Below are 26,829 nucleotides of genomic sequence, written 5' to 3' on the forward strand. Positions count from 1 at the left end.
AATAGTTGAGCGCCTATGACTAATGACACCCTTACTGATAAAAATGCTAACTCAGCAATGCATGCCGAATGGTTAGAGCCCATTGCAGAGATGAGAGATAAAAACGACAGGCAGTTTGTCACGGCTTTGGCTCGTGGACTTGAGCTACTGCGTTGTTTTACTCCGCAGCGCCCTTATCTTGGCAATCAAGACCTAAGTCAACTAACGGGTCTGCCTAAAGGGACGATCACACGTCTGACTTATACCTTAGTCAAGTTAGGATATTTAAAGCAATCCACCACCAGTAGCAAATATCAGCTAGCCGCTGGTGTGTTGGGATTTGGCTATACCATGATGGCGAATATCTCCATCAATAATTTGGTCACGCCCTATATGGAAGGGTTAGCGGATTACGCCAATAGTGCCGTTGCTATGGCAACCCGTGACCGCCTAATGATGGTTTATCTAAACGTCGTGCAAGGGTCTGGCACTACGACCATGCGACGTAATGTTGGCTCATACCTGCCTATTCATTTAAGTGCCATGGGACGAGCTTGCTTAGCCAGTATGGCCCCTGCTGAGCAAGAATTCATCCTTGATGCCATTCGTAGCAAGTACAAAGATGATTGGTTAAAGATTAGGCGAGGACTGGATAAAGCTTTCAAGGATTATGAAGATTATGGGTATTGTTTTTCGATTAGTGAATGGCAAAAAGATGTCAATGCAGTCGCCACTGCAATAATGCACCCTACTGAGGGCTTACTAACTTTTAACTGCGGCGCGCCAAGTTTTGTGCTTAGCCGTACTAAGTTAGAAGAAGATGTCGCTCCTCGTCTGCTACATATGAAAAATAATATAGAAGATAATCTCTACATTATCTAAGGTGTGTTGAAGCCCCTAGTGGCTATATAAACATTCATATTTGATAGCTAAAACTGCAATACAGTATTTAAACTTTCAAATATAGGCAATTAAACATTCAAATATAGGCAATTACTCGCTGATATGTGATCAATCAATCTAACATCAAACAACTATTTGTTCACTAAGCACATAATAAATCATAGACAACCTGCGCAAATTTCTGAGTCTTAACAGGATCTGAGAGCAGCTGCATCATCTGTTCTTCGTGTGCAGCACTACTACTCATAATGGCATCATCTAACGACTTAGAAAAGCCGCCGAGCATCGCTTGTGCTTTAGCATTATTAGCTATTTGCTTCATGACCAGATCATCTTCAGACATTTTGTCACTGACCGTATGCGCATAGTTCAGCATGTCCTTATCTGTCAGGTTTTCTGTGCTAAAAATCTCGTTGAGCCTAGTGATGACTTGCGATAACCGCTCTTCTTTTTTATCTTTGGGCTTAGCCGTACCAGCGCCGCCGCCTGCATCCAGCTGATACTCACTTTGACTCTCTTGCAGCTTTAAGTCTTGCTGATAAAGCTTTGAGACACGATAATGACTCATCACGATATTACTCAAATCAATATCGTCATCATCACTGGCACTTTCACGTAATAGCGGCTGTAGGTTACGCGCGTATAGGCTGAGCTTCTCAAGATCCTTGCTGTCATAGTCAACGATTTGCGACATAAACTCATACTGGCGGGTAAAAGTGCCTAGATCCTTTTTAAAGATCTCAAGCTCGTCTTGCTTAGCCTTATAGCCTTTGTAGTCGTTCTCAGCATTGGTAATCAGTACTACATTACCTGTCGTTTTAGTTTCCTCAAGCATCGTTTTAGCATGTTTTGCTTCTGTACGCGCCTCAAGATACTGCTTTTGCCAACGTTCAACCGCTGGCTTACAGATATTACTAATAGCCGCGTTAGATTTGTTCTTGCTATAAAAAGCCTTAACGAACTGCTCGACTTCGTTTTTGGTAAAAATATTGCTGCTATCTAACTTGTTGTAAAGGTCATAAACTTGATCAGGGTCAGACACGTCCGCCAAGGTCGCAGTCTCGTAGTACGGCTGAAAGGCGGCTAAGATATCATCAGGATCGTTAAAGAAATCGAGCACAAAGGTGCCGCTCTCCGCCTTGCCTTTATAAGTACGATTAAGCCGTGACAAGGTCTGGACGCAATCGACACCGACTAGCTTCTTATCGACGTACATGGCGCACAGTTTAGGCTGATCAAAGCCCGTCTGGAACTTATTAGCTACTAGCATCACCTGATAGTCGTCACTGTCAAAGGCGGTACGTAGGTCACGTTTTTTTAAACCAGTATTCATATTATGTTCAGTGAACTTCTCACCGACCAGCGCACTACTATCAGGGTCACTGCTGTTTTCTAAATCATGGGCGTCAAAGGTAACTTCCCCTGAGAACGCGACCATCGCATTAATACCGCGATAACCGTTGTCAGCGATATAGCTATCAAAAGCGATCTTGTAGCGTACCGCCTCTTTACGCGAACTGGTTACGACCATCGCTTTGGCTTGCCCGCCCAGTAAGCCTTTAACATTGTCATTAAAGTGCTCAATGATGACTTTGACCTTTTGTGCGATATTATGGTCATGGAGGCGCACCCAGTTATTCAATTTAATCTTGGCACGGCGCGAATCGACTTCGTCATCAGCTTTGAGGGTTTGCTTGAGCTGATAGACCACTTTGTAGTTGGTGTAGTTCTTGAGCACATCTAAAATAAAACCCTCTTCAATAGCTTGACGCATAGAATAGACATGATAAGACTCAGGCTTATTCTGTTTAGAGGCGGGCAAGTCAGGATTGGGCACTCGCCCAAATAGCTCAATAGTTTTGGGCTTGGGCGTGGCGGTAAAGGCATAATAACTTAGGTTAGGACTACTACGGCGCGCGGCAAGATTGGCCTCCATTGTCTGATTGATGACATCTTCATCAGATAACGCGCTATCCTCGCTCTTTTTTATCTCACCTGAGACTAGCACTTCTTTGAGCTGGCGCGCGGTAGATCCTGTCTGTGACGAGTGCGCTTCATCGGCAATGATGGCATAACGACGAGACTTGAGCACGCTTGAATCTTCAATCGCTTTGAGGACAAATGGAAAGGTCTGAATAGTAACAATGATAATCGGTTGTGAGTTGACTAGCGCGCTGGCGAGCTGCTCAGACTTTGAGCCGTCGCCCTCGTTTCTATTGATCTTACCGACGACGCCATCGGCATGTTCAAACTGATAGATAGTGTCTTGCAGCTGGTCGTCGAGTATCGTGCGATCGGTGATAACGATGACGGAATGAAATTGCTTATCGCCTTGCTCGTTATACAGCGTTGAGAGCTGATGCGCCGTCCATGCAATAGAGTTGGACTTGCCTGATCCTGCGCTATGCTGAATCAGGTACTTTTGCCCTGCGCCCTCATCAATGGCGGCCTTGACTAATTTGGTCACCACATCCCACTGGTGATAACGCGGAAACATCATGGTTTCCTTTTTGGACTTAAGTCCAATGACGTCCTCTTCTTCCTCGATTTGCAAGTGCATAAAGTGCCCAAGGATCGCCAGCAAATTATCAGGCGTCAATACTTCATTCCATAGGTAGTCGGTGGCATAACGGCTGCTATCTGTCGGTACATCATTGCCCGCGCCGCCACTGGCTGTGCCTTTATTAAACGGTAAAAAGTAAGTATTCTCGCCTGCCAGCCGTGTGGTCATATAGACCTCATACTGACTGACGGCGAAATGTACCAGTGCACCGCGCTTAAATGTCAGTAGCGGCTCAGGCTTACCTGTAGCAGGGTCTTTTGGCAGGCGGGTCTTCTTATACTGGCTAATCGCATTATCAACCGACTGCTTAAATTCAGACTTTAGCTCCATTGTCGTGACAGGTATGCCATTGACGAATAGGACGATGTCGATACGGTTACGCTTAGCAAGCTTACCGTCTGTTTTATCTTTTGGGCTGTTTTTTACGCTGGTATGCGGGCTATACACGACCTCAGGGACAATTCTACAGATATTAGCCTTGTAGCGTGCCATAGTCTCAGGGTTCAGGTTGTGCTCAGGCTTGAACTGACACAGAGAGAAGCGCGCGTTACGGATCTTGAGATCATGACGCAATACGCCCAAGGTGCCATAAGTACGTGAGGCTTTATCGGTCGCATTCTCATCCGCTTTATTCAGCTGCTTAACTAGTGCGGCGATAAATTGGCGCTCACTATCGATAGGATGAGTACGACAGAACTTCTCCCACTCTTGTGGCTGGGTGGTCTGTACAAAGTCGAGCACGTCTTGCTCATATAGCGCGGTCTCAGCCGTATAGCCGCTGGCATGACCCAATTGCCAACCATGCGCTTGCATCTGAGTGACGATATCAGCTTGAAAGACAGATTCGTAGGTAACATTGTGCGCGTTAGTCATGTTGAGTCCATTCTTATTGTATTGACTGTCGTTGTAAGTATTTGGTCTGTGACCGCTAACATCATTAGCATTTACTAAGATTACTACCAATGGTAATATACTTTTACTTATATAGGTATACCAATATATGACCACACCTCAAGCACAGACTAAGCTTAACGAAGTCTATGACTTTCTAATATCTTTTGAGGGGATGATCAATCCTGATAATATTAGATTTAGTCGTTGGTTAAGAGATGCTCAAGCCTTGCGTAAAAGCAATCCTGCTGAGGGTTTCCTTATGGAAGCTCTAGTCTATCGTGCGCAGGGCAAGCTTGATAAAGCGGTTGATTATGGCAAAAAATCTTATCAATTAAACAGAACAGTTGCTTGTAATGCTTATGCTAACCTTTTATCAGAAGCGGGACAGTTTGAAGAGGGTATAAAGTTAGCTCTACTAAACTTGCAAGAAGATAATTTTAATAGGAATGCTTTAAATAGACTGATTATAGATTCTTCAATAATATTAGATAAAGAAGCGTTATCGCAAGGTTTGTCTTTATTTAAAGTTACTAATGATAAGTCTAAAGACTTATTGGTTTTAGTTAATGACAGGTTGAACAAAATTGATGAAGAGCTATTTATCTTAGAACAAATAAAAGTTAACCTTGCTACTTTTAAAGCAATTTCATCGTTAGCAGCTAGGGCTTCAAATTCATATTGTTTAGGTGGTAGTCAAATTAGTATGACTTTACAACATAACGAAGTAGGTACTTTCTTAATCATAGATGAGCATATGCCAAACATTGATATTGATGATTGCTTTGTCATTCATGATAAATATACTGATGACTTAATTGATAGTGACTTATCTTTTAAAGATTATAAGCGTATCGTTTATAATTTTTTACCCTTAGAAGAAGACGATTTATCAAATGATGAGGTTCGCAAGCAACAAGGGATTTTAGTTTGAGTGTAACGTTGAATGAGCTGAAACAAGCTATAGATCACCTGTTTCCTGATCCCAAAGCTATTACAGAAGAAGCCATTCAAAGAGCCTGTATCAATCGTCATTACTATTTCATCTATTCCACTATGCTAGAAGTTATTAGGGACAACTTTCCTCAGTACGATATGAGTAGAGACGGCTCATTTAAGAATACGGGTTCTCATAATAGAGTCTTTCTTGTATTTGAAGAGATAGCAGAGCTAACAGATAGTAAAACAGCTAAAATGCTATCTTTGCAATTTACTAATTTTCTAACCAAGCGCCATAAAGCCGATTATAAACTCGATGAGACCTTCAGTAGTGGCGAATATGCTCAATGTCTAAGATATGCTGATAGAATACCAGAGCTTGCACAAGCACTGGTTGATGAGCAAGCTTAGCCAGTTGATTTTAGCTCGTAGCGTGGGTGCTAACCCACGAATTAATTTGAATTTATACTATAGATATTTATAAAATTGATTTAGTTAGTGAAGTTAAATACAATCAAAAGCAACAACTCCCCTAGTTTTACCAATCCATGCGATTGGATCATAAGGCTAGGGGCTTTTTATGCGTTAAAGACTAAGTCGCATCGCGTGAGAATCCACCAAGGGCGCAAATGGCTTTGGCATATGGTTCTTCAAAAGAATGAGGCCTTCTGTCATAGTCTTCACCAGGACCAAAACCAATCAGCTGAAATTTCTTTTGATGGTCAGCGGTATAGCTATTACCGAATAGTTTACGTCCATAGCCTTGATAACAAAAAAACTGATAAGTGGCAATCTTATAGCTTTGGTCAACATTGAGCACTTTGACCTCTGATGTGGCCGTATTTTTAGTATTTCTAACGCTAGTATCGACAAAGTACGTTCTGCCTTTGTCATCTACACTGACTTGCAGCCAAGTATTACCGATGATGTTTTTATCAACGACACTTTCGGTAGCGGCGCGTTTGAGTATGGCGTCACGTTCTGCATGAGTAGGATAAATAGTATCTAAGGCTCTATTTTGCACACGTTCATTAGACGCATCTATCGCATCCATTACTGCACAACCTGATAGGCTTACGGCACTCATCATAAGCATGGCTATGGTTTTTTTCATAAATAGAATCCTTTGGTTAATCCATGATTATTTAGTAAAGGTATTAAAATCTTACAAATGTTAATTCTTATTATTGATATTGTAAAGCGTTTTATTACTTACTATCAGACGCCCGCCAACCCCTCACATCAATCTTACCCGTAACAGCAGCAGATATTAGAGCGGTGCGGCATACTTGCACGGTTTATTCGACTTCATTAAAAAACGTAATCCAAGTTTTACGGCTCATCGCACATCTGCTTAAAGCTTTTACCGAATAACGCTTTATTCAGTTTTTGCTGATTTTTAAATACCACATCAGAGTCAGCATGATAGACCTGCTCATTGACGCAATTACCAAAACCAAAAGTAACCAAGTTTATCTTGGCGTACTTATAGTCAATCTTTTATAAATAAGATACAATACTTTTAAAACACAGATAAAGATATTAATAACGATGACTTATTCCGCAGACTTTCGAGCGCAGGTGATCAAAAGCGTCAAGAACAAAGACATGACTATTCGTGAAGCTTGTACTTTCTATAGTGTTAGCAAAACGGCATTACAACGCTGGTTGAAGAACCCAACTATCAAACAAAATCGGAATAAGCCACCTAGCAAAATACCGAACGACGCACTTCTTAATGATGTTGCACAGCATCCAGACGATTACATGTACGAGCGCGCACAGCGTTTAAATTGTAGTAAGTCAGGCATTGAGATTGCCTTAAAACGTTTAGGTATCAGTCAAAAAAAAGACCTTGGAGCATCCAAAAGCGTGTCCGATCAAAAGAGCGGCGTATCTAAGTAAGCTTGATAGCTTTATACAACAAGACTATCCTATCGTCTATATGGACGAGAGCGGCTTTGAGGCTCAAACAATGAGACCTCACGGCTATGCGCCAATCGGTAGCCCTTGTGTTGACAGCTACAACTGGCAAGCTAAGAAGCGAACTAACGTTATTGGTGCTCTTTATGAAAAGGTGCTATTTGCACTAGACTACTTCGAGCAGAACATTAACAGCAATATATTCTATAACTGGTGCAAACAGACATTAATCCCAAGTCTCAAAACCAAATGCGTGATTGTGATGGATAATGCTCGCTTCCATAAAAATAAGCGTATTCAAAAACTACTAAACAGACATGGCCACCGTATTTTATGGCTACCACCCTACAGTCCTGATCTAAACCCTATTGAAAAGAAGTGGGCACAAGCTAAGTTTCTACGCCAAGGGTGGATGGAGAATAATCTGCCTAAACTATTTCATAATATGGGTTGTATCTCTTTTATTGTGGATTGACTATAGTAGGGTTGCTGGCTTTTTCTTCCTGATAGCGCTTGGTAGCCAAACTGCGGTAATACTTACCACCATCGTCTGTGATATCTGCTTGTTTTTGAATTTGCTCTTCAACAAACTGCTTCCATCTATTTTGCACAGCCGTTTCATTCTTTAATAACGACTCAATATAAGTTTTACACATTTGCGAGCTTTGCTTGAGTGCCTCACTGGGATTCAGATATCCCAAAATCGTCAATTTATTTTGTTTATATTCGCCGTCAATAGATTTGACCAACTCTTGCTTATAACCTTTTGCTTCAGGCACCACATCAAGTCGTTCAATATTATTCTTAACTTTTATATATTCTTCAGTAAGCTTGTCTAAGTCTTTCATCGATAACTTGTCTAGCGCGTCAATATCCATCGGTGGAAAAAAGCTATCTAGATTTGATCTTGTTAAGCTCTCTAGCACAAAATATGAGTTTTCGATTTGCTTAGCAGTATATTTATTACTGTCAAAGTCACCTTTCATACTGCAAAAATCATCTTGCCATTTATAGGTCTGTGCTTGGGCGATGGTGGTCACGGCCATTGATGCCAATAGAGCTGCTACGGTAACTGCTTTCATCATATAACTCCTTTTATTGTTTTGTTATTTGTAGGGTACTTTTTAAGCACCTGAAAGTCGTTAAAACAAAGCACTGCTAACTGCGAGCATAGCTCTTGTCTTGCGTCGGACAAAGCAGTGCTTTGCCTATTCCTCCTCAAGACTTGCAAGGAAAATTCTTTAAATAGAATTTTCTAACAACCTTAACGGTGCATGGAATGCACCCTACAAAAACTCATAATTATGAATTCTTTAGAACCTACGTAGGGTGCTTTTTAAGCACCATTATCGTCACTCTAAACCTTCTATAAAATCTGCTGAAAACTCAATGATACTCTCGCCCCAATCTGCTGAATAAAAACCACTTTTTACATAGCGATGAAAGCTAGAATGATTCCAATCAGCTGCTCTTTCAACCAGACCATGCTTTACAGGATTATAATGTATATAGTCGATGTGCTTTATAAAATCTTCTTCGCTGTGTATTTGGTGTTCATGAAAACGACGCTGCCATAGGCCTTTCTCGTTTCTGTCTATGCTCGACTGACTCAGACTTTCATAAGGTAAGTGATATTGCGGACAGGCTTGTGTGGTCAAACGTTTTATACGCGACCAGCACTGACTATAATCTGTGCCGTCCGTCGACATTTTCCAAATACAATGCAGGTGGTCAGGAAGCTGAATCCAAGCGATTATCTCAAATGGATATTGCTGTTGAACTTGTTTGATACTTTCTCTAAAAGCCTGTAAGAAATCTCTTTCACAAAATATAGGTCGTCTATCATAAGCAACTAGTGTAAAGAAATAAGTCGCGCCTTTGGTATATGATCGAATATAGCGCGGCATTGCTTTAGATTCCCGTATTAAGTGTCGGATATTTTTGAGTAATAATTATCAATTTTAATAATCTTAATGGTGTGTGGAACGCATCCTAAAAAAACTCATAATTATGAATTCTTTAGAACCTACGTAGGGTGCTTTTTAAGCACCGATTGATTATTCTAATAACCTTAATGGTGCGTGAAACGCACCCTTGTATCCTGAATAACTGCTTAATACTATCGATGAAAGTTGATAAACTGTAGTGGATATTCACGAGCATTGGCAGCGTGAACGCACCCTTAGTGCCTAGACACTGAAACGTAGATTACGCCCAATGCTCACCCTATCATCTTCATATTCTGAATGGTATCCGAGTGCCTCGTCGTCTTTTAAGATGCCATGAGTGACACTGCATAGACAAGGGAAGACATAAAGATGACACACTATATTGGCATAGACGTTAGTAAAAACAAACTAGATATCGCATGGCTCAAAGACACTGACAAACTCAAATTCAAAACCAAAGTCCTTAAAAATGATCACAGTGACTACGCCATTCTTATCGACTGGCTGAGCGCTAACCTCGCTGATGACTTAAAGGATATCCATGTCACCCTAGAGGCCACAGGTGTTTATCATGAGAACATTGCTTACTACCTATTTGATAAAGGACTCAAGGTCAGTATTATCAATCCTGCTTACATCAAAAGCTATGGAGCAAGTTTAGGAAGTCGTAACAAAACGGATAAAAAAGACAGTGTATTATTAGCCCGCTACGCCCATAGTGCTAAGCCTAAGCTATGGACACCGCCGCCCGCTGAGGCGCGTCACCTTAAGTCTTTGCTGTCGCGTTCATACGCGCTACAAGAAGACTTACAACGTGAGCTGAATCGATTAGAGAAAGCGAATGCGACAGATACTGCCCCTGTTGTTACCGCCTCTATTAAACAAATGATAGCCTCATTGCAAGAGGCTATTGCTAAGCTTAATAATGATATTGATGACCATATAGACCGTCATCCTAACTTAAAGCAAGACCAAGATCTATTGCAAACGATTAAAGGCGTTGGCCCTGTGGTTTCAAAGCAGATGGTGTCGCTGATGCACAACAAACAATTTAGTCAAGCCTCGCAAATGGCAGCCTTTCTAGGCTTGGTGCCCAAGCATCATGAATCAGGGTTATTTAAGGGCAAGTCTCGCTTAGCAAAGAATGGCTCAAGTGCTATAAGAGCCAAGCTGTATATGCCAGCGCTAGTCGCTATTAAGCATAATCCTGATATTAAGGCGCAGTATGAGCGACTGCTTGCCAATGGTAAGTGCAAAATGCAGGCTGTCTGTGCGGCTATGCGTAAGCTTGTGCATATCTGTTTCGGTGTGATTAAACACCAGCAGCCCTACCAAGCAAGAGTTGGGCTAATTAGTACTTGATTTGGCTTTTTTAAGATGGTATCTACAAAAGCTCTGCCGCCCGCCAACCCCGAACATCAATCTTACCCGTAACCGCAGCCGATATTAAAGCGGTACGGCGTTCCTGCATCAGTTGGATGGCTTGTTCTGCTTGTAAAATTAAAGAATCATATTTAGCTATATTTATTTTTAAAATATCAATTATTTCTTGCTGCTCATATAATGAAGGAAATGAAATATCAAAGTTTCGAATGTTATCTACATTAATTCTTTTGAATGTAGAACCAACCATCGCTAAATCAAGCTGCTTCTTGATAATGCCAGAGTTCAAAACGTACATTATATATTCAGATAATATTTTATCGTTCGAACGAATTAAACAGATGTCTTGCCCCATTGCAAAGTCAGGCATATCGTCTATAACTAATGCTGCTTCTCCAACAGTGGCATTTCTGCTATATAGAATATCTCCAATAACGGGCTTTCTCCCATTTTCAATTAATTCTAAATAATACTTTTTGGTTGTAAACTTTGATGTTGATAAATTAACTGTCCATTCTTTGACTTCACTAATACTTGCTAATGGATATCCGTCCTCAACGAACTCAGCTGTAATATGCTTACAGTCGATAATATCAGCCCAATATTTTAATGCGCCAACACTCCAATTGCTAGGAATACCTCCTAACCATTCAACGCCCGAATCTTTCATCGGTGCATCAGGATTTAAGCCTTTGGTCACCGCATGACTGATCACCGCTTGGCGCTTTTCTTTTAACAGTTGAATAAGGGTTTGTTGTTTTTCGATTAAGGTATCGATTTGGGCGGTTTCATAGTCGAGAAAATTGACAATCTTTACTCTTTCATTCAATGAAGGACAAAGGAAATATGCGCCATATAAATCATCATTCGACATATTAGCTTGAACTGTACCAAGTCCCTTTGCTTTGAGCTGCCCTCTTAACTCATCTGATAGAAGCCAATATCTAATAAAGCGAATATCAAACTCTTTATCTAGTATAAGCTTGCCAACGCGCTGATTAAGAAGATAAACAGTGTTCACGTCTAAGCCTTCTAAAATGGCAGGTACTGCCAGAAAATCGAGGCTTGGACTCATATCTGTCATTGCAATTATTGCATCGCCTTCATAAAGCCTATACTCACTGTAAATATCTTTATATTTTTCAGGAAGATATTTTGTGTTGTGTTTGAGATCTATATGACCTCCCTTTTTAATATTCCCCATCCTTATATTTACTACGCTAGAACTATCAAGATATTCACTACTTTTAAAAGCCATGCCTTGCATAATTTTTAAAATATTTTTATATCTTAAAACTTTCCATCCAAGAGGAATCCTACCTAATAAACCAACCTCTGAATCCTTATACTCCTCATATTGCTGATATTTTGCCATTATGAATGCACCTCACCCAATAACTGCATGATTTCCGTACTAACGGCATCCAAGTCTGCATCAATCTCAGCTAGCGGACGTGGTGGCTCATACACATAGAAATGACGGTTAAACGGTATCTCAAAGCCCACAATGCCAACCTCTTCATCGATGGCATCTGTTTTGTCGCTATTGATCCATGCATCAGGGACATGCGGCTGTACTTCACGAGCGAAGTAACTTTCAATCAGCTCAGTGGTCGTCACCTCAGGATTGAGCGGTACGTTTTCATAATCGCGTAAATCGCTGTCTGTTTGGAACTCTAGAATCTTGGTCTTGCTAGCGGGATCGGTATAGCTAAACGCACCATAGAGCGGATTGGCAACCTTAACCGCTTTTTTGATGACAGGTTCTGCCTCAGGATTTTTCCAAGTGATCGCATCTATCAGCTGCTTTTTCTCTTTAGCATCAAGGCTAATATCTAAGCTGGCATCAGCATCGTTTAACGCTTGTTTAAACACTTTTTCAAACGCATTGAAATCATCGAACTGGTTTTCACCGATAGCCGCTTGTAAGGCTTTGGCTTTCGTCATAATCGCGAGCTGATCTTGCCAAACCTTCGCATCAAGCACGTCTTTGATTTGCTTTTCTTTTAGCTCAGAGAAATCCGCCTTGATCATGGCGCGTGCTTCTAATACGACCGCTGATAAGTCACCGTAGTTGCTAGCATTAGCATCACTGTCATTATCAGTAGCCCAGTCACTACCAAAGGCTTCATATAACGCTGGCATGACCATATCGAACGGTTTAGAGGCATAACGTAGGGTTTCGATAGCCGCGTCGGATAACTGCGCGGATAGACGTAGCGGGCGTTCAATGGTGATACGGCGATAGCCAAACTCATGAGTGGCAAATATCTTACTGGCAAAGGTTTTGGCAGGAGCAGTTGTCGGGTTTGCCGATTGGCGACCACGGTTCGACTTTACCTCTTCAGGCTTATCTAATACACGCGCGTCCACCACCTCAAAGTCACCAAAGCTGCGAATAATGGTCTTAGCATCATCCTCGCTCATCTCATTACGCTTTGAGCCAAGTGATTTACGCATCTTGCTGTATAGGTTACTGCCGTCGATTAGTTGAACTTTACCTCGACGCTCAGCGTCTTTCTTATTACTTAATATCCAGATATAGGTGGCAATGCCGGTGTTATAGAACATATCGTTTGGCAAAGCGATAATGGCCTCAAGTAAATCCGCTTCTAAGATATAACGGCGAATCTCACTTTCACCGCTCCCCGCACCGCCCGTGAATAGCGGTGACCCATTCAAGATGATACCGATACGGCTGCCTTGATTATTGGTTTGATTGGTGTTTTGCGTGCTTCTGTTATCCGTCTCTTGCTCACTAGCCAGCTCGTTACTAACGATAGGACGCATCTTGCTTAGCAGATGCATGAGGAATAACAGCGAGCCATCAGACACCCGTGGCAAGCCAGCCCCAAAGCGACCGTCAAAGCCTTTTTGATCGTGCTCGTCTTTGATCTCGCCTGATATCTTTTTCCAGTCCACCCCGAATGGCGGATTGGACAACATATAGTCAAACTTCTCGCCTGCCAACTGATCACTGGATAAAGTATTGCCCAGCTTGATGTTATTGACCTCTTGCCCTTTGATCAGCATATCGGCTTTACAGATGGCGTAGGACTCAGGGTTTAGCTCTTGCCCGTAGGTACGCATCACCGCGTCAGGGTTTAGCTCTAGCACGTATTCCATACCCGAGGACAAAAAGCCGCCCGTGCCCGCTGTCGGATCATATATCGTGCGAATGATGCCTTCCTTGCTCAGAACACTGTCATCCTCCATAAATACCAGTGACGTAGTCAAGCGGACGATATCACGCGGGGTAAAATGCTCGCCTGCGGTCTCGTTTGAGCTTTCAGCAAAGCGGCGGATCAGCTCTTCAAATACAAAGCCCATTTCATGGTTAGAGATAGCGTCAGGGCTAAGATCCGTAGTGGCAAACATCCGCACCACTTTATACAGTAAGTTGGCATCGGCGAGCTGCCCGACGAACTCTTCAAACTTGAAATGCTCAAATATCTCACGCGCATCTTTAGAGAAGGATTGCACGTAGGTATTTAAGTTGTCTTTTATATCGCTTTGACCCATCTTGCTCAGATCCATCGGCGAGATATTGTAGAACGGTCGCTTGCTGGCACGTATCAAGAACTTCTCTTGTGCTTCCTCAGATAGACCCATCTCAGCGATGCGCAGGCTTTCAGTGACGACATTGGCCTTGTGCTCTTCTAACACACACTCTAGGCGGCGCAGTAAGGTAAAGGGTAAGATGATGCGACCGTATTGAGATTGCTTAAAGTCACCGCGTAACAGGTCAGCGACAGACCAGATGAAAGCCGCAGTTTGAGAGAAGTTTTTGGTCATTGGAGTCATCTTTTGTTTGTTGGGCAAGGATAGAATCTTTGAATTGTCTGTAAGCGATGAGGCAGTTATACATTCATTGACAAAATATCACCATCATAAGGGTATTCGATATTACTCGGCAAGTCTGAATATGAAATTCTATAAAAATAGTAGGTTTGATGGCTAGGGCGCGAGACCGATCGGCTGAGCGTCTATCATCAGCAAATCAACCGAATCAAAAACGCTGGTGATCAGGGTCTGTTGAACATCAAAAAAGCCACTATACTTTTATAGCGGCTTTTTAATCTCTAGCGATAATCTCAGTCGCATCATGCTTTGACATCATTGACTGTTTAAGACCATATAACTCACCCTGCTATTAGCTAACCCTCTGCCAACCTGATGTCGCTTGATGGTTATCCTGATGAGCAAATAATGGATGTGCTTTTGCCTCCTCTAAGGTTAGTACAGGCGTCACGCAGACATCTGCTGCTGCAAATAGATCTTGCCAATGTGTGAGTGGTTGACTGGCAAATTTTTCAGTGACTTTGGCGGCGGCCTCTTTGCTAGCAGGCAGGTTGGGCATCACACCGCGTTGCCAATGCGCGTTTTTGAGTTCAGGCAGCTCTAACACTTCACATAGCCCTTGCCAGAACTTCAGCTCTAGTGACCCTACTGCCATGTAACGATTATCCAAAGTTTTATATAAGCGATAGCAAGGTAGCAGTCCACCCAAAAAGTCATGTTGAGGCGGTGGATTCTGTCCTGAGAAGCTCTTAACTAGCGTGCCTGTCGCCTTGGGCATAATCATGTGATTATATAAGCTATGCGTCATACTGACTGCGACATGCCGACCTTTACCCGTACGCTGAGCGGCAAAAACCGCTGCAAGTAAGGCAATTACTGCGGTATCACTGCCGCCCGCCAAATCTGCGAACTGGACGTTGGGCATCGCCTGTTCACCGGTTACGGTACGCAGCTGATCTAACACGCCACTCATCGCCATAAAGTTGATATCGTGACCGGCTTTGTCTGCCCAGTCATGAGTCACGTCGTTGTCATCAACCATGCCATAGCCGGTAATCGAGACGATGACCAGCTTTGGGTTTATCGCATGCAAGGTTTGGGCGTCTAAACCCATACCCTTTAGCACTCCAGGACGAAAGCTATCGAGCATGACATCAGCATTATTAAGGTACGTCTTGACTGAAGCTATGCCCTTGTCATCACGAAAATCAACCTTTTCGATAGTTTTACCGTGGTTCAAGGCGTCAAACAATCCACCCAAAGCGCGAGCGGGATCGCCGCCTTTGGGCTCGATTTTTATAATTTCAGCGCCCAAATCAGCAAGCAAACGCGTGGCAAAAGGCCCCGGCAGATTGCGCGTCAAATCTATGATGCGCAATCCTTGTAAGCAATCGCTCATTTGACTAATAGCTGATGGATGTAAACTATCATTATTAGCCATCTACAAACTCCTTGCCACTTGAAGCCATCTCTACCAAGATGTTAGCTGGCTCAAAACGCTCGCCATATTGCTTGGCAAGCTGACGACTACGGGCCACAAACTGCTCGACACCCATAGCGTTAATAAACTGCAATGTACCGCCTTGATGCGGCGCAAAACCCCAACCAAAGATAGAGCCGATATTGGTATCCGCCACTGAGCGCACGACGTTTTCTTCAAAACACTTGGCCGACTCGTTAGCTTGAATAAACATCAAACGATCCACTAAATCCTCTTGGCTTGGCTGCTCAGCGCTTGTGGGATATAAGTTCACCAGCTCAGGCCATAAGTGCTTATCGCCTTTATCGGGATACTCATAAAAGCCTTTACCGTTCTTTTTACCTTCACGGTCATGCTCTTTGACTAAAGTTTTGAGGATATTGTACGACGGGCGCATCGCCATGGTTTTACCCTCCGCTTCCATATCCTTTTGCTGCTGCTCGCTCACAAGCAAGGCTAGGCTTAGTGACACCTCATCTTGTAGCGCTAAGGGCGGCATAGGCATGCCCGTTTTCATACCTGCAACTTCGATACTGCGCGGATGTACGCCCTCGCCTAACATGGTGACACCTTCTGACACATAAGTGCCGAATACGCGTGAAGTATAAAACCCGCGACTGTCGTTGACGACGATTGGGGTTTTGCCGATTTGCAATACATAATCAAAAGCTTTGGCTAAGGTGTCATCGTCGGTCTTTTCGCCCACGATAATCTCAACTAAAGGCATCTTGTCAACGGGCGAGAAGAAATGTAGACCGATAAATTGCTGTGGACGTTTGCTCGCTTGGGCCAATCCAGTAATAGGCAAGGTTGAGGTGTTAGACGCATAAACCGCTGATTCTGGAATAACCGCTTCAGACTGCTGCGTACACTTGGCTTTGATTTCACGGTTCTCAAACACCGCTTCGATGATTAAGTCGCAATCTGCTAGATCGTCATAAGAGACGGTCGGCTTGATACGATCTAGTAGCGCTTGTTTCTTGTCCTCATTTGAGCGTTTGCGACTGATGGCTTTGTCCAACAGATTAATAGAGTACGCTTTGCCTTTTTCAGCACCCGCTAGTTCGGTATCAAGCAATACGACCTCTAGTCCTGCTTTGGCACTGACATAGGCAATACCTGCGCCCATCATACCCGCGCCTAAGATGCCTACTTTTTTGGTTTTGTAGCGCTCAATGCCATCAGGACGAGACTGGCCCTTTTTGATGCTATTAAGCTGTGTCCAAAGGGTGTTGATCATGTTTCTAGATTCGGACGATAACACACAAGCGGCAAAAAAGCGCGACTCAAGCTCAAGACCGGTGTCGATATCGACGATACAGCCTTCAAAGACGCTAGACATGATATGAGTGATCGCAGGATAGTTGCCATGCGACTTTTGATTAGCCATGGCAGGTGCGATTGAGAACATTTGCACCACTTTAGGGTGCATGCTGTTGCCACCAGGAATTTTAAAGCCTTTTTTATCCCAAGGTTGCTGCGCTTTGGGATTAGCTTTGATCCAGTCTTTAGCTTGCGCCAACATATCATCGAGATCAGTAGCTGTTGCATCGATAAGACCGATATCTAAGGCCGCTTTAGCCCGAAGCTCAACCCCTTGCGTCATCAGCTCAAGCGCTTTTTGAATACCGACGAGCCTTGGCAGGCGCTGAGTACCACCGCCACCCGGCAATAATCCTAGCTTAACTTCTGGCAGACCGAGCTTAGTCTTTGGAGAGTCAATCGCTATACGGTAGTGACAGGCTAATGCCAGCTCAAGCCCGCCGCCCAATGCCGTTCCTGTCATGGCAGCGACTACAGGTTTACCTGAGGTTTCAAGTTTACGTAGGCTAGATTTTAGATCTTCGACCAGATCAAAAGCCTGCTCAGCGGTTTCAATGTTAGAGAGCTGATCGATATCCGCGCCAACCACGAAGCTGTCTTTTGCTGAGGTTAAGATGAGACCTTTAGCAGACTCATCGTTAATAAAACTGTCCGTCATAGCGGCAAAAGCTTCGGTAAAACCGTCACCGATAACGTTCATTTTTCGATCGCTTTGATCGATAGTTACCGTAACGATGTCGTCATCACGTTGCGCTGAAAAATTGGCTAGAGTATTGATAGCATCAATGCTATCTGTAGCTGTATTGGTAGTCATTTTTTATCCTTTAAATGATCTCTTGATTATCACTATCTAGGTGATGATTAAATTTTTAGACGCGCTCAATGATAGTCGCGATACCCATACCACCACCGACGCACAACGTCAGCATAGCGGTTTTGAGGTCACGGCGCTCCAGCTCATCTAAAACCGTAGTCATTAGCATAGCACCCGTAGCACCTAGCGGATGACCCATAGCAATAGCGCCACCATTGACGTTGACGATATCAAGCGAGATACCTAAGTCATGAGCGGTGTTCATAGGAACCGCAGCAAAGGCTTCGTTGATCTCCCACAGATCAATATCAGAGGCTTTCATACCCGCTTTATCTAGCGCTTTTTGGCAAGCAGGCGTGGGACCAGTCAGCATGATGGCGGGTTCTGAACCAATAACCGAGGCCATAGTAATCTTGGCACGCGGTTTAAGGCCCGCTTTTTTGCCAGCAGCAGCACTACCAACTAGGCATATCGCCGCACCGTCAACGATACCCGATGAATTACCTGCATGATGGACGTGGTTTACTTTTTCGATAGTGGTGTATTTATCCAAGATGACGCTATTAAAACCCATCTGACCAGGCATAATAAAAGAAGGATTCAGCCCTGCTAACGTCTCAACCGTAGTATTTGGACGGATAGTCTCGTCTTTATCCAATAACAACATGCCGTTAATGTCTGTGACGGGCACAACTGATTTATCATTATAGCCCTGCTCCCAAGCGTTGGCAGCGCGGCGATGTGATTCAGTAGCGAACGCGTCAACATCGCTGCGACTAAAGCCTTTTAGCGTGGCTATCGTATCAGCGCCAACCCCTTGTGGTACAAAGGCAGTAGCCGCGTTGACTCGTGGATCCATATACCAAGCGCCGCCATCAGAACCCATAGGCACACGGCTCATAGACTCGACGCCACCTGCGACGACTAAATCCTCCATGCCCGACATGACTTTGGCCGCAGCAAGATTAATAGACTCAAGACCTGAAGCACAGAATCGAGATAACGTTAAGCCTGCGGCGCTCTGTGCCCAGCCAGCATCGAGAACCGCAGTACGAGCAATGTCAGAACCCTGCTCGCCTACTGGAGTGACGCAGCCAAGTACCACGTCATCTACCAAGCTAGTGTCTAGGTTATGACGCTGCTCCATCTCTTTTAATAAACCACGAACCAGCCATATAGGCGATGCTTGGTATAAAGATCCGTCCTTTTTGCCTTTACCACGCGGGGTACGAATACTGTCATAGATATAAGCGGTCTCAGTCATAAAAATCCCTTTAATATTTTTGATAAGTGCTAAATTATATGATATTGAGAAGGACGTATCTTTCTCAATTTATGTTTAATAACCCCACTCTCAACTTGAAATAAGCAAATCAAACTGAAGAGGCGGATTACCAAGTTTTTTGTTGAGTACAAAGCACAGATTGTGTGAAAGAATCTTACGAATCAATCGATGAGACAAATGCCATAAATCTCTTGCTCGTACCCTTTGTATATTAAATCGTTCTGATAGCTGACCAATGACTGTTTCAACGATACGGCGGGCTTTCATTAGCCGCCTTACCACAGGTTTGGGTCTATCCTCTTTCATGTTGGCTCTGAGTGGCGTTTGTAAATCCACGCCTTGAGCGTCGTAGTACGATGTCAGACTAGGGCTGATATACCCTTTATCAGCGCCAAGTAGCCCATGAATATGAGTGGTGATTTCTGGGGCAACCGCTCTTTCATCAACATTGGCAGGAGCAAAGGTAAAGCCTTTAATCATGCCCGATAAGTTAACAAGCAAATGGCCTTCAAAGCCATAGTACCTCTCTTGCTTAGCGGCACAGTAGCTAAAAGCTGCTAAGTCTTGATAATTCTTATGCCGATAAGCGCGTCCATAATGACAGACGGGTATCGGAAAGCCATCCATAAAATGAATGTTGTCACGGCCTTCAATTTGACTGACTTTATCTTGTATCTGCTGTTTGACTTGCCACAGATTGGCGCAGTGCTTTGCGAAGTTAGGGTATGAGCCGATGGCTGGAAACCAGTCTTGCCAATGCTGGGTAAAGTATTGCCAAATTTGTTTGTCTTGATCAAGGTGTAAAAATTCACCGACCATCTCCATGCAAATAACCTCAGGATCACTTAGCTTTGGCGCGTAACCTGCACTTCGCAAGGGTTTGGTGACGACTATTTTGTAATATTGCTCTACCATTAAATAGATATTGATGATAAATTCGTCTATGGGCATCTCACAACTCCATTGTATTCTTGGTCGAAAACAATAGATTAGTGAGGTGCTCTTCTTTTTTCAATCACTTTCGAAGTTGAGAGTGGGGTGTTTAATATTAAAAATATATAGCTCTATCTCGATTATAGAAATTACATAAAGCGCGAGGCCAGCTCTTTCATAATCTCATTAGTGCCGCCGTAGATTTTTTGTACGCGAGCATCAGCATACATACGAGCGATTGGATATTCTGACATATAACCGTAACCGCCAAATAGTTGCAGGCACTCATCCATCGTTTTGCACTGTTTTTCTGTCACCCAGTACTTAATGAGCGAGGCTTGCGCGGCGTCAAGTTTACCTTCTATTTGCGCCTCCACTGCTGAATCGCACAAGGCTTTTACTGCTAAATAGTCCGCTTGTACCTCAGCGAGCTTAAAGCGCGTGTTTTGGAACTTCCAAATCGGCTTGCCAAAGGCTTCACGTTGTTTGACATAATCGAGTGTCAGCTCTAAAGCCAGTTTCATAGCGCCGCAGCCACTTAGAGCAATAATCAGGCGCTCTTGTGGCAACTCTTGCATCATGTGCATAAAGCCTAGACCTTCCATACCGCCGAGTACGTTTTTCTGTGGCACACGGACATTACTAAAGAATAGCTCTGAGGTATCTTGACCAGCAAGGCCCGTCTTTTTAAGGTTGCGACCACGCGAGAAACCTTCTAAACCATCCGTTTCAACGAGGATAAGAGAGACGCCATGAGCACCTTTGTCGCGGTCTGTCTTACAAGCTAATAGCACAATATTGGCATGCTGACCGTTAGTGATAAAGGTCTTTGAACCATTGATAATGTAGTCATCGCCGTCCTTTTTGGCAAAGGTCTTGATGGCTTGTAAGTCAGACCCTGTACCAGGTTCCGTCATCGCAATAGCGCCAACGTATTCGCCCGTTGCCATCTTAGGTAGCAATGATTTTTTCTGCTCTTCTGTGCCAAGCTTATAGATATAGGGCGCTACAATACCTGAATGCACCATACCGCCATAACCTGCTTGGTTCGCTTGCGCTTGCGCTAATAAAATAGCAGCTTCATGACCAAAGTCGCCACCGCCGCCGCCATATTCTTCTGGTATTGATGCACATAAAAAGCCCATCTCGCCAGCCTCTTCCCAAGCATCACGATCAATCATGCCGTTTTCGCGCCATCCTTCGTCTCTGTCTTCCCAGCTTTGAAACATTTTTAGAGCACTGTCATATACCATTTCGTGCTCTTCGGTCATCCATTTTGCTGCAAATGCGTTAATACTCATATTATCTATCCTTGATTTTATTTAATCCATGAAGTACAAAAATTAAAGCTTTGTTAATGGTTACAATAAATGGTAATTTATATTACCCTTTTATTGGTGGTTTAAACCCATGTAAATAATAACTTATAAACCCTATACTAGATTATAAAAAGTCATCATTCAATTAATTTTATAAAAATGGTAATTTTTATTACCCTATGTAAATATAGTATATTAAATAAATAAAGTGACTCTAATTTAAGCAAATTAATAAGGGAGCAAACGGTAATGACAGTTAAAATAGTCAATCGAAAAGTGATCCATCAAGACAACAGTACGAAGACTTCTCAACACTTAGCGCCGCTAGCAGATATGCGGCCAGCCACCCTAGATAAAATAGAAAAAGCAGTACGCCAACTATTTGCTACCAGTGATGCCAGCGAAGTGACTATGATACAAATCGCCAGCACGGCAAACGTATCGCTGCAAACGCTCTATAAGTATTTTGGTGATAAGCAAACGGTGCTTTATACTATTATGGATATCGTATTAGGTAGGCTGGCGACGAGGATTATGGATCATCTGCAAGGGATTGATAGTGTCAAGGATCGCTTGCGAAAAACGCTGTGGGTGTGCTTAGACTTTGTGGACACTCAACCCGATGCGGTTATGGTGCTATCTACTGTCTCAGTATCACGCTTTCACAATATTGCTATTTATGAGAATAAAGAGCTTATTGATGCGTTTTTGAGTGTGCTGGCAGATGGTCAAAATCGAGGCGTTTTGAATGATAAAGTCCCTTTGTACATACTCTTTGATGTCTTTATGGGATTTATCAATCGTCTAGGCATTATGCACATTCTGCGTAAAACCGATAGAGCTATTAACACAGATTTTGATACTTTGTTTGAGATGTTATGGCGCTCAATGGCCAAGCCTGAGATATCAACTCATTAAGTTAAACTTAGATATTTACAATTAATATAAACAATCACTCAAATTGATGTTGAGCAATCACTCAAATTCATTTATAGTGGTTCATGTCGTTCAATTTAAGCAATGCTATATTACAAATTGAGCACTTACTCAAATTGATAGAATTTTTAATTTGAGTCACTTATACCACTAAATATAAAATTAGGATCTATTATGACTGAATTTACCCTTCACGATAAACAAAGCGCCCCAACAGACAGCCAAGCCTTGCTTGACGTATCTATCAGTGCTTTTGGCATGGTACCCAACTTACATGCGGTTATGGCAGAAGCACCGGGACTACTTGAGGGCTATCAGCGTTTGCATCAATTATTTTTAGACAGCAGTTTTGACGACGAAGAAACCACCGTCGTGTGGCAGACTATTAATGTCGAGCATGCTTGTCACTATTGCGTTCCTGCCCATACGGGTATCGCTAAAAGTATGAAAGTAGATGACGCTATCACGGAAGCACTGCGTAATGAAACGCCGCTACCAACTGAAAAGCTTGAAGCACTGCGCAACTTTACGCTATCCGTCGTTCGAGATCGTGGTAACGTCGATGATAGCGCGGTACAAGCGTTTTTAGATGCTGGATTTACCAAGCGCCAAGTTCTTGAAGTCATCCTCGGTGCCGCGCAAAAAGTAATGAGTAACTACACCAATCATCTTGCTAACACTCCGATAGACAAACCATTCCAAAAGTTTGAATGGCACAAAGTCGACTAACGATTCAAACTAATTAAGCCGACTAAATATATAAGTTAAGGCGACAATTAATTTGATGTTGCCATAACCCCTTTAGTCTTTTTATGCTATTTTCAGAAGACTGTTACCTGCGAGATAATTGGGTGGCAGTTTTTTTGATTAAACTCATAGATAACAACCAAGTTATAGACAACAATTAACGAGAAAGCATATGGAAAACTCAAAGCAATTATCATCAGAGCAACCACTGCGCATAGATATCGTATCGGACGTTGTTTGTCCTTGGTGTGCTATCGGCTATCACCAGCTAGCAAAGGCACTAGAAGAAAGCGGTGTAGCGTATGAGATACAATGGCATCCGTTCGAGCTAAACCCACATACACCGCCTGAAGGACGAAACTTGTATGAGCATATTATGGGCAAGTATGGCTCAAGTAAGCAAGAATCTGATGCCAGCCGAGCGAGAATGACCCAAGCTGGTAGCGAGGTTGGCTTTGAGTTCAATTTCCATGAAGATACGCGAACGTATAATACTTTTAACCTGCATCAACTGCTGCACTGGGCGGATCAGCAAGGGCGTATGCACGACTTAAAGCTGGCACTTTTTACGGCCCAATTCACTGATAGTCGCAATGTATCTGATAATGATGTGCTTGCCGATGTTGCAGCAGATATTGGGTTAGATCGCAGCGAGGCATTAGCGGTCATTGTAGATCAGCGTTTTGCTAAAGACGTACGCGAGGCCATACAGCACTCACGTGAACAAGGTGTTCAAAGCGTGCCATCAGTTATTTTCAATGGTCGTCACTTAGTTAGCGGTGCTCAAGGGGTTGAGAGCTATATCAGCATTATAAATCAACTGTCTGAAATGCCAGACTAGATAAAGCTCATTGTTGTACCCTATTAAATGAATCAACATTAAAAGCTTAGCCAAAAGCACTGTTCTTGAAGATAGTTAGACATTTTTAAAAACAGTACTAAAGTCATACTTAAGTAGCATGACTGTCACTAAATTTGAGCAATCATTCAAAAATAATAGTAAGAGCGTTAGAGTGATACCTATAGTAAAGAAGGATCAGTGGTTTAGCTAAAAACTATAGTCTCTTCTAACACTCGCTATCCACAACAGTTAACACAAATCTTAAAAGGTGCACGACATGCCAAAACATTTGCCGCTTTCACTGCTACTACTTCGTATTGGTATTTTTATTGTGTTCCTATTTTGGACACTCGACAAATTCGTGAACCCTGACCACACAGCAGGTGTTTTTTCTAAATTTTATGCCATGGAGGATTTAGGTAATACTCTGATTTATGTGATGGGTAGCTTACAGATGGTGCTGATACTTCTGTTTGTAGTCGGACTATTTAAGGTTTGGACTTATGGCATTGTGTTGCTATTTCATAGCGTCTCAACGCTAGCGACTTTTGGTTTATATCTAAAACCTTTTGATAATTTACTATTTTTTGCAGCGTGGCCTATGTTAGCGGCATGTATAGCGCTTTTCTTGTTGAGAGATTGGGATACCTTTACTTTAGCTAAAACAGCAAAACCACTCCAGAGCTTCTAGATACTAAACGCTTCAATGCTGATGATACGGATGTATTATGATTAAGAAAATAGTTTTATTATTAATTGCAGCCATAGTGATTGCTCTGTTCTTTTACTTTGACCTGAACCAATTGCTCACCCTTGAAGGCCTGAAAGGCTCAATGGATCAATTTAGTCAGTATAAAGAGCAATCACCAGTCCTCATCATCGGCGGTTTCTTTTTACTCTATGTGGTCGTCACTGCCCTTTCCCCCTCAACTATCGGCGCTACAGTAGCATTTTTGGTATCGCGTTACGTGTTACGTGATACTATCCAGCAGCGTTTTCCAGAACGTCTAGCGGCTATCGATGCTGGGGTCAAAAAAGAAGGCGGTTTTTACTTATTTACCTTACGTCTAGTGCCCGTGTTTCCTTTTTTCCTTATTAACTTATTAATGGGCCTGACTTCTATAAAGACATGGACGTTTTATTGGGTCAGCCAATTAGGTATGTTGGCAGGTACCTTTGTATTTGTGAATGCTGGGACACAGCTGGCGCAGATAGAGAGCTTGTCAGGTATCCTATCCTTTAAATTGATAATGTCGTTTGCTTTATTGGGTATTTTCCCATTCATTGCCAAAGGCATCTTAAACATGTTTAAAAGACGCAAAGTATATAAAGGCTACACTAAACCTAAAAAATTCGATCGCAATATGATCGTCATTGGTGCAGGTTCGGGCGGATTAGTAACGAGCTACATTGCAGCTGCCGTAAAAGCAAAAGTGACCTTGATTGAAGCGGGTGAGATGGGCGGCGACTGTCTAAACTATGGCTGTGTGCCAAGCAAATCTATTATCAAAAGTGCTAAAGTCGCTGAGCAAATACGTAACGGTGAGCTTTATGGCTTAGACGCTATAACCCCGCAATTTTCATTCAAAAGAGTGATGGCACGCGTACATCGAGTCATCGCTGATATCGCCCCGCATGATAGTGTTGAGCGCTATGCTGATTTGGGAGTGGAAGTTCTGAAGGGGTACGCCACTTTAGTCGATCCGTGGACAGTAGAGATTAAACTTAACGACGGTGGCAGCCAGACACTCACCGCGCGTACTATCGTTATCGCCACAGGGGCACGCCCCTTTGTACCGCCATTACCAGGTATTGAAGAGACAGGTTATGTCACCAGCGACACCCTATGGGATAAGTTCGCGCAGTTTGATGAAGCGCCTAAGAAACTAGTCGTGCTTGGCGGTGGCCCTATCGGCTGTGAGCTGGCACAAAGCTTTGCACGGCTCGGCTCAGAGGTCACGCAGATTGAGATGGGTGACCGTATTATGAGTAAAGAGGATACCGAAGTATCTGACTTTGCGCATAAGTCATTGACCACAAGTGGCGTTGATATTCTCACCTCACATCAAGCCATACGCTGTGAGTCACGTGACGATAAAAAATATATCGTAGTCAAACATAATGATGCTGAGATGGCTATTGAATACGATGAACTCCTATGTGCCGTTGGTCGTAGTGCCCGCTTGACAGGTTATGGCCTTGAAGCCTTGGGAATTGAGACAGATCGCACGATTGTCACCAATGAATACTTAGAGACTCTCTATCCCAATATTTATGCGGCAGGCGATATCGTTGGTCCTTATCAGTTTACTCATGTGGCTGCTCATCAAGCATGGTACGCCGCTGTTAACGGTTTATTCGGTCATTTAAAAAAATTCAAAGTTGATTATCGAGTGATACCATGGACAACGTTTATTGATCCAGAAGTGGCTCGCGTTGGCTTAAATGAACAAGAAGCTATCGACAAGGGCATCGACTTTGAGATTACCCGTTTTGAATTTGAAGAGCTAGATCGTGCCATCACAGAGGGAGCGACGAAAGGCTTTATCAAAGTCATTACGCCTAAATGCAAGGATAAGATCCTTGGAGTCACCATCGTATCTGAGCATGCGGGCGACTTATTAGCAGAATTTGTCTTAGCGATGAAGCATGGCTTAGGACTCAATAAAATACTCGGTACCATTCATAGTTATCCTACTTGGGCTGAGGGCAACAAGTCTGTCGCTGGTGAATGGAAAAAAGCACATGCCCCTGAGACCGTATTAAGCTGGGTAGAAAAATACCATACTTGGCGTCGAGGCTAGTAGCTAAGTAGTATCT

At 43.1% G+C, this 26,829-nt stretch carries 23 protein-coding genes; 11 read left to right on the forward strand and 12 right to left on the reverse strand.

What is annotated here, in order from left to right; genetic code table 11:
- The first annotated feature begins 15 nt into the window (after positions 1–15).
- Complete coding sequence (locus ACR63T_RS07110) at positions 16–861, forward strand: IclR family transcriptional regulator (RefSeq protein ID WP_472783514.1); 846 nt, start codon at positions 16–18, stop codon at positions 859–861.
- A 163-nt stretch (positions 862–1,024) separates the two neighbouring features.
- On the opposite strand, the gene ACR63T_RS07115 is transcribed toward ACR63T_RS07110, so the two are convergent.
- Positions 1,025–4,318: a type I restriction endonuclease subunit R gene (locus ACR63T_RS07115; RefSeq protein ID WP_472783515.1), complete on the reverse strand. Its 3,294-nt coding sequence runs from the start codon at positions 4,316–4,318 to the stop codon at positions 1,025–1,027.
- A 127-nt stretch (positions 4,319–4,445) separates the two neighbouring features.
- Here ACR63T_RS07115 and ACR63T_RS07120 point away from each other — a divergent pair, with 127 nt between their 5' ends.
- Positions 4,446–5,270, forward strand: a complete 825-nt coding sequence (locus ACR63T_RS07120) for a tetratricopeptide repeat protein (protein WP_472783516.1) — start codon at positions 4,446–4,448, stop codon at positions 5,268–5,270.
- Entirely contained in the window at positions 5,267–5,686 is a 420-nt protein-coding gene (locus ACR63T_RS07125) for a hypothetical protein (RefSeq protein WP_472783517.1), read from the forward strand. Before ACR63T_RS07120 ends, ACR63T_RS07125 begins: the two co-directional genes overlap by 4 nt.
- 181 nt (positions 5,687–5,867) lie before the next feature.
- Here ACR63T_RS07125 and ACR63T_RS07130 read toward each other — a convergent pair whose 3' ends face one another.
- Together ACR63T_RS07130 and ACR63T_RS07135 are read right to left on the reverse strand one after the other, a co-directional pair.
- Positions 5,868–6,389, reverse strand: a complete 522-nt coding sequence (locus ACR63T_RS07130; protein ID WP_305898227.1) for a hypothetical protein — start codon at positions 6,387–6,389, stop codon at positions 5,868–5,870.
- A gap of 218 nt (positions 6,390–6,607) precedes the next feature.
- Positions 6,608–6,745, reverse strand: a complete 138-nt coding sequence (locus ACR63T_RS07135; RefSeq protein ID WP_472783518.1) for a hypothetical protein — start codon at positions 6,743–6,745, stop codon at positions 6,608–6,610.
- An 81-nt stretch (positions 6,746–6,826) separates the two neighbouring features.
- Between ACR63T_RS07135 and ACR63T_RS07140 the strand changes: the two genes are divergently transcribed.
- Positions 6,827–7,180 carry an IS630 transposase-related protein gene (locus ACR63T_RS07140; RefSeq protein ID WP_472783519.1) on the forward strand — a complete coding sequence of 118 codons (354 nt, stop codon included), beginning with the start codon at positions 6,827–6,829 and terminating at the stop codon, positions 7,178–7,180.
- Positions 7,131–7,673, forward strand: coding sequence for an IS630 family transposase (locus tag ACR63T_RS07145; RefSeq protein ID WP_472783520.1), 543 nt, complete (start codon positions 7,131–7,133; stop codon positions 7,671–7,673). The genes ACR63T_RS07140 and ACR63T_RS07145 overlap by 50 nt, the downstream gene beginning before the upstream one ends.
- Here ACR63T_RS07145 and ACR63T_RS07150 read toward each other — a convergent pair.
- Together ACR63T_RS07150 and ACR63T_RS07155 are read right to left on the reverse strand one after the other, a co-directional pair.
- Positions 7,660–8,283, reverse strand: coding sequence for a hypothetical protein (locus ACR63T_RS07150; protein WP_472783521.1), 624 nt, complete (start codon positions 8,281–8,283; stop codon positions 7,660–7,662). The two genes, ACR63T_RS07145 and ACR63T_RS07150, sit on opposite strands and share 14 nt — an antisense overlap.
- 267 nt (positions 8,284–8,550) lie before the next feature.
- On the reverse strand, positions 8,551–9,105 hold the full coding sequence (locus tag ACR63T_RS07155) for an REP-associated tyrosine transposase (RefSeq protein ID WP_472783522.1): 555 nt from the start codon (positions 9,103–9,105) through the stop codon (positions 8,551–8,553).
- Positions 9,106–9,516: 411 nt separating this feature from the next.
- Here ACR63T_RS07155 and ACR63T_RS07160 point away from each other — a divergent pair, with 411 nt between their 5' ends.
- A complete protein-coding gene (locus tag ACR63T_RS07160; protein WP_472783523.1) occupies positions 9,517–10,509 on the forward strand; it encodes an IS110 family RNA-guided transposase in 993 nt (330 codons plus the stop codon).
- Between the two features lie 22 nt (positions 10,510–10,531).
- Here ACR63T_RS07160 and ACR63T_RS07165 read toward each other — a convergent pair whose 3' ends face one another.
- The 7 genes from ACR63T_RS07165 to ACR63T_RS07195 form a co-directional block, all read right to left on the reverse strand.
- The gene (locus ACR63T_RS07165) at positions 10,532–11,905 is read right to left on the reverse strand and encodes a restriction endonuclease subunit S (RefSeq protein ID WP_472783524.1); all 1,374 of its coding nucleotides are present in this window, start codon (positions 11,903–11,905) and stop codon (positions 10,532–10,534) included.
- On the reverse strand, positions 11,905–14,325 hold the full coding sequence (locus tag ACR63T_RS07170) for a type I restriction-modification system subunit M (RefSeq protein ID WP_472785254.1): 2,421 nt from the start codon (positions 14,323–14,325) through the stop codon (positions 11,905–11,907). The genes ACR63T_RS07165 and ACR63T_RS07170 overlap by 1 nt, the downstream gene beginning before the upstream one ends.
- Before the next feature lie 358 nt (positions 14,326–14,683).
- A complete protein-coding gene (locus ACR63T_RS07175; RefSeq protein ID WP_472783525.1) occupies positions 14,684–15,772 on the reverse strand; it encodes a CaiB/BaiF CoA transferase family protein in 1,089 nt (362 codons plus the stop codon).
- Positions 15,765–17,948: a 3-hydroxyacyl-CoA dehydrogenase NAD-binding domain-containing protein gene (locus tag ACR63T_RS07180; protein WP_472783526.1), complete on the reverse strand. Its 2,184-nt coding sequence runs from the start codon at positions 17,946–17,948 to the stop codon at positions 15,765–15,767. The genes ACR63T_RS07175 and ACR63T_RS07180 overlap by 8 nt, the downstream gene beginning before the upstream one ends.
- A 55-nt stretch (positions 17,949–18,003) precedes the next feature.
- Complete coding sequence (locus ACR63T_RS07185) at positions 18,004–19,212, reverse strand: acetyl-CoA C-acetyltransferase (RefSeq protein WP_201573457.1); 1,209 nt, start codon at positions 19,210–19,212, stop codon at positions 18,004–18,006.
- Positions 19,213–19,302: 90 nt separating this feature from the next.
- Entirely contained in the window at positions 19,303–20,184 is an 882-nt protein-coding gene (locus tag ACR63T_RS07190) for an IS982 family transposase (protein ID WP_201555364.1), read from the reverse strand.
- 131 nt (positions 20,185–20,315) lie between these two features.
- Positions 20,316–21,467 carry an acyl-CoA dehydrogenase family protein gene (locus ACR63T_RS07195; protein WP_201573458.1) on the reverse strand — a complete coding sequence of 384 codons (1,152 nt, stop codon included), beginning with the start codon at positions 21,465–21,467 and terminating at the stop codon, positions 20,316–20,318.
- A gap of 267 nt (positions 21,468–21,734) precedes the next feature.
- Here ACR63T_RS07195 and ACR63T_RS07200 point away from each other — a divergent pair, with 267 nt between their 5' ends.
- The 5 genes from ACR63T_RS07200 (at position 21,735) to ACR63T_RS07220 (ending at position 26,813) form a co-directional block, all read left to right on the forward strand.
- Entirely contained in the window at positions 21,735–22,403 is a 669-nt protein-coding gene (locus ACR63T_RS07200; protein WP_472783527.1) for a TetR/AcrR family transcriptional regulator, read from the forward strand.
- A 192-nt stretch (positions 22,404–22,595) separates the two neighbouring features.
- Entirely contained in the window at positions 22,596–23,150 is a 555-nt protein-coding gene (locus ACR63T_RS07205; protein WP_472783528.1) for a carboxymuconolactone decarboxylase family protein, read from the forward strand.
- A 190-nt stretch (positions 23,151–23,340) separates the two neighbouring features.
- Positions 23,341–24,009 carry a DsbA family oxidoreductase gene (locus ACR63T_RS07210; RefSeq protein ID WP_472783529.1) on the forward strand — a complete coding sequence of 223 codons (669 nt, stop codon included), beginning with the start codon at positions 23,341–23,343 and terminating at the stop codon, positions 24,007–24,009.
- A 277-nt stretch (positions 24,010–24,286) separates the two neighbouring features.
- Entirely contained in the window at positions 24,287–24,700 is a 414-nt protein-coding gene (locus ACR63T_RS07215) for a hypothetical protein (RefSeq protein WP_472783530.1), read from the forward strand.
- A gap of 37 nt (positions 24,701–24,737) precedes the next feature.
- The gene (locus tag ACR63T_RS07220) at positions 24,738–26,813 is read left to right on the forward strand and encodes an FAD-dependent oxidoreductase (protein ID WP_472783531.1); all 2,076 of its coding nucleotides are present in this window, start codon (positions 24,738–24,740) and stop codon (positions 26,811–26,813) included.
- Positions 26,814–26,829 lie beyond the last annotated feature (16 nt).

Source organism: Psychrobacter sp. M17(2026), from assembly GCF_055699815.1.

Bases quoted from the DNA above. Each gene is read 5' to 3' on its own strand.
- ACR63T_RS07110 (WP_472783514.1), top strand. From the start codon at position 16: ATGACTAATGACACCCTTACTGATAAAAATGCTAACTCAGCAATGCAT.
- ACR63T_RS07115 (WP_472783515.1), bottom strand. From the start codon at position 4,318: ATGACTAACGCGCACAATGTTACCTACGAATCTGTCTTTCAAGCTGAT.
- ACR63T_RS07120 (WP_472783516.1), top strand. From the start codon at position 4,446: ATGACCACACCTCAAGCACAGACTAAGCTTAACGAAGTCTATGACTTT.
- ACR63T_RS07130 (WP_305898227.1), bottom strand. From the start codon at position 6,389: ATGAAAAAAACCATAGCCATGCTTATGATGAGTGCCGTAAGCCTATCA.
- ACR63T_RS07140 (WP_472783519.1), top strand. From the start codon at position 6,827: ATGACTTATTCCGCAGACTTTCGAGCGCAGGTGATCAAAAGCGTCAAG.
- ACR63T_RS07150 (WP_472783521.1), bottom strand. From the start codon at position 8,283: ATGATGAAAGCAGTTACCGTAGCAGCTCTATTGGCATCAATGGCCGTG.
- ACR63T_RS07155 (WP_472783522.1), bottom strand. From the start codon at position 9,105: ATGCCGCGCTATATTCGATCATATACCAAAGGCGCGACTTATTTCTTT.
- ACR63T_RS07160 (WP_472783523.1), top strand. From the start codon at position 9,517: ATGACACACTATATTGGCATAGACGTTAGTAAAAACAAACTAGATATC.
- ACR63T_RS07165 (WP_472783524.1), bottom strand. From the start codon at position 11,905: ATGGCAAAATATCAGCAATATGAGGAGTATAAGGATTCAGAGGTTGGT.
- ACR63T_RS07170 (WP_472785254.1), bottom strand. From the start codon at position 14,325: ATGACCAAAAACTTCTCTCAAACTGCGGCTTTCATCTGGTCTGTCGCT.
- ACR63T_RS07175 (WP_472783525.1), bottom strand. From the start codon at position 15,772: ATGGCTAATAATGATAGTTTACATCCATCAGCTATTAGTCAAATGAGC.
- ACR63T_RS07180 (WP_472783526.1), bottom strand. From the start codon at position 17,948: ATGACTACCAATACAGCTACAGATAGCATTGATGCTATCAATACTCTA.
- ACR63T_RS07185 (WP_201573457.1), bottom strand. From the start codon at position 19,212: ATGACTGAGACCGCTTATATCTATGACAGTATTCGTACCCCGCGTGGT.
- ACR63T_RS07190 (WP_201555364.1), bottom strand. From the start codon at position 20,184: ATGCCCATAGACGAATTTATCATCAATATCTATTTAATGGTAGAGCAA.
- ACR63T_RS07195 (WP_201573458.1), bottom strand. From the start codon at position 21,467: ATGAGTATTAACGCATTTGCAGCAAAATGGATGACCGAAGAGCACGAA.
- ACR63T_RS07200 (WP_472783527.1), top strand. From the start codon at position 21,735: ATGACAGTTAAAATAGTCAATCGAAAAGTGATCCATCAAGACAACAGT.
- ACR63T_RS07205 (WP_472783528.1), top strand. From the start codon at position 22,596: ATGACTGAATTTACCCTTCACGATAAACAAAGCGCCCCAACAGACAGC.
- ACR63T_RS07210 (WP_472783529.1), top strand. From the start codon at position 23,341: ATGGAAAACTCAAAGCAATTATCATCAGAGCAACCACTGCGCATAGAT.
- ACR63T_RS07215 (WP_472783530.1), top strand. From the start codon at position 24,287: ATGCCAAAACATTTGCCGCTTTCACTGCTACTACTTCGTATTGGTATT.
- ACR63T_RS07220 (WP_472783531.1), top strand. From the start codon at position 24,738: ATGATTAAGAAAATAGTTTTATTATTAATTGCAGCCATAGTGATTGCT.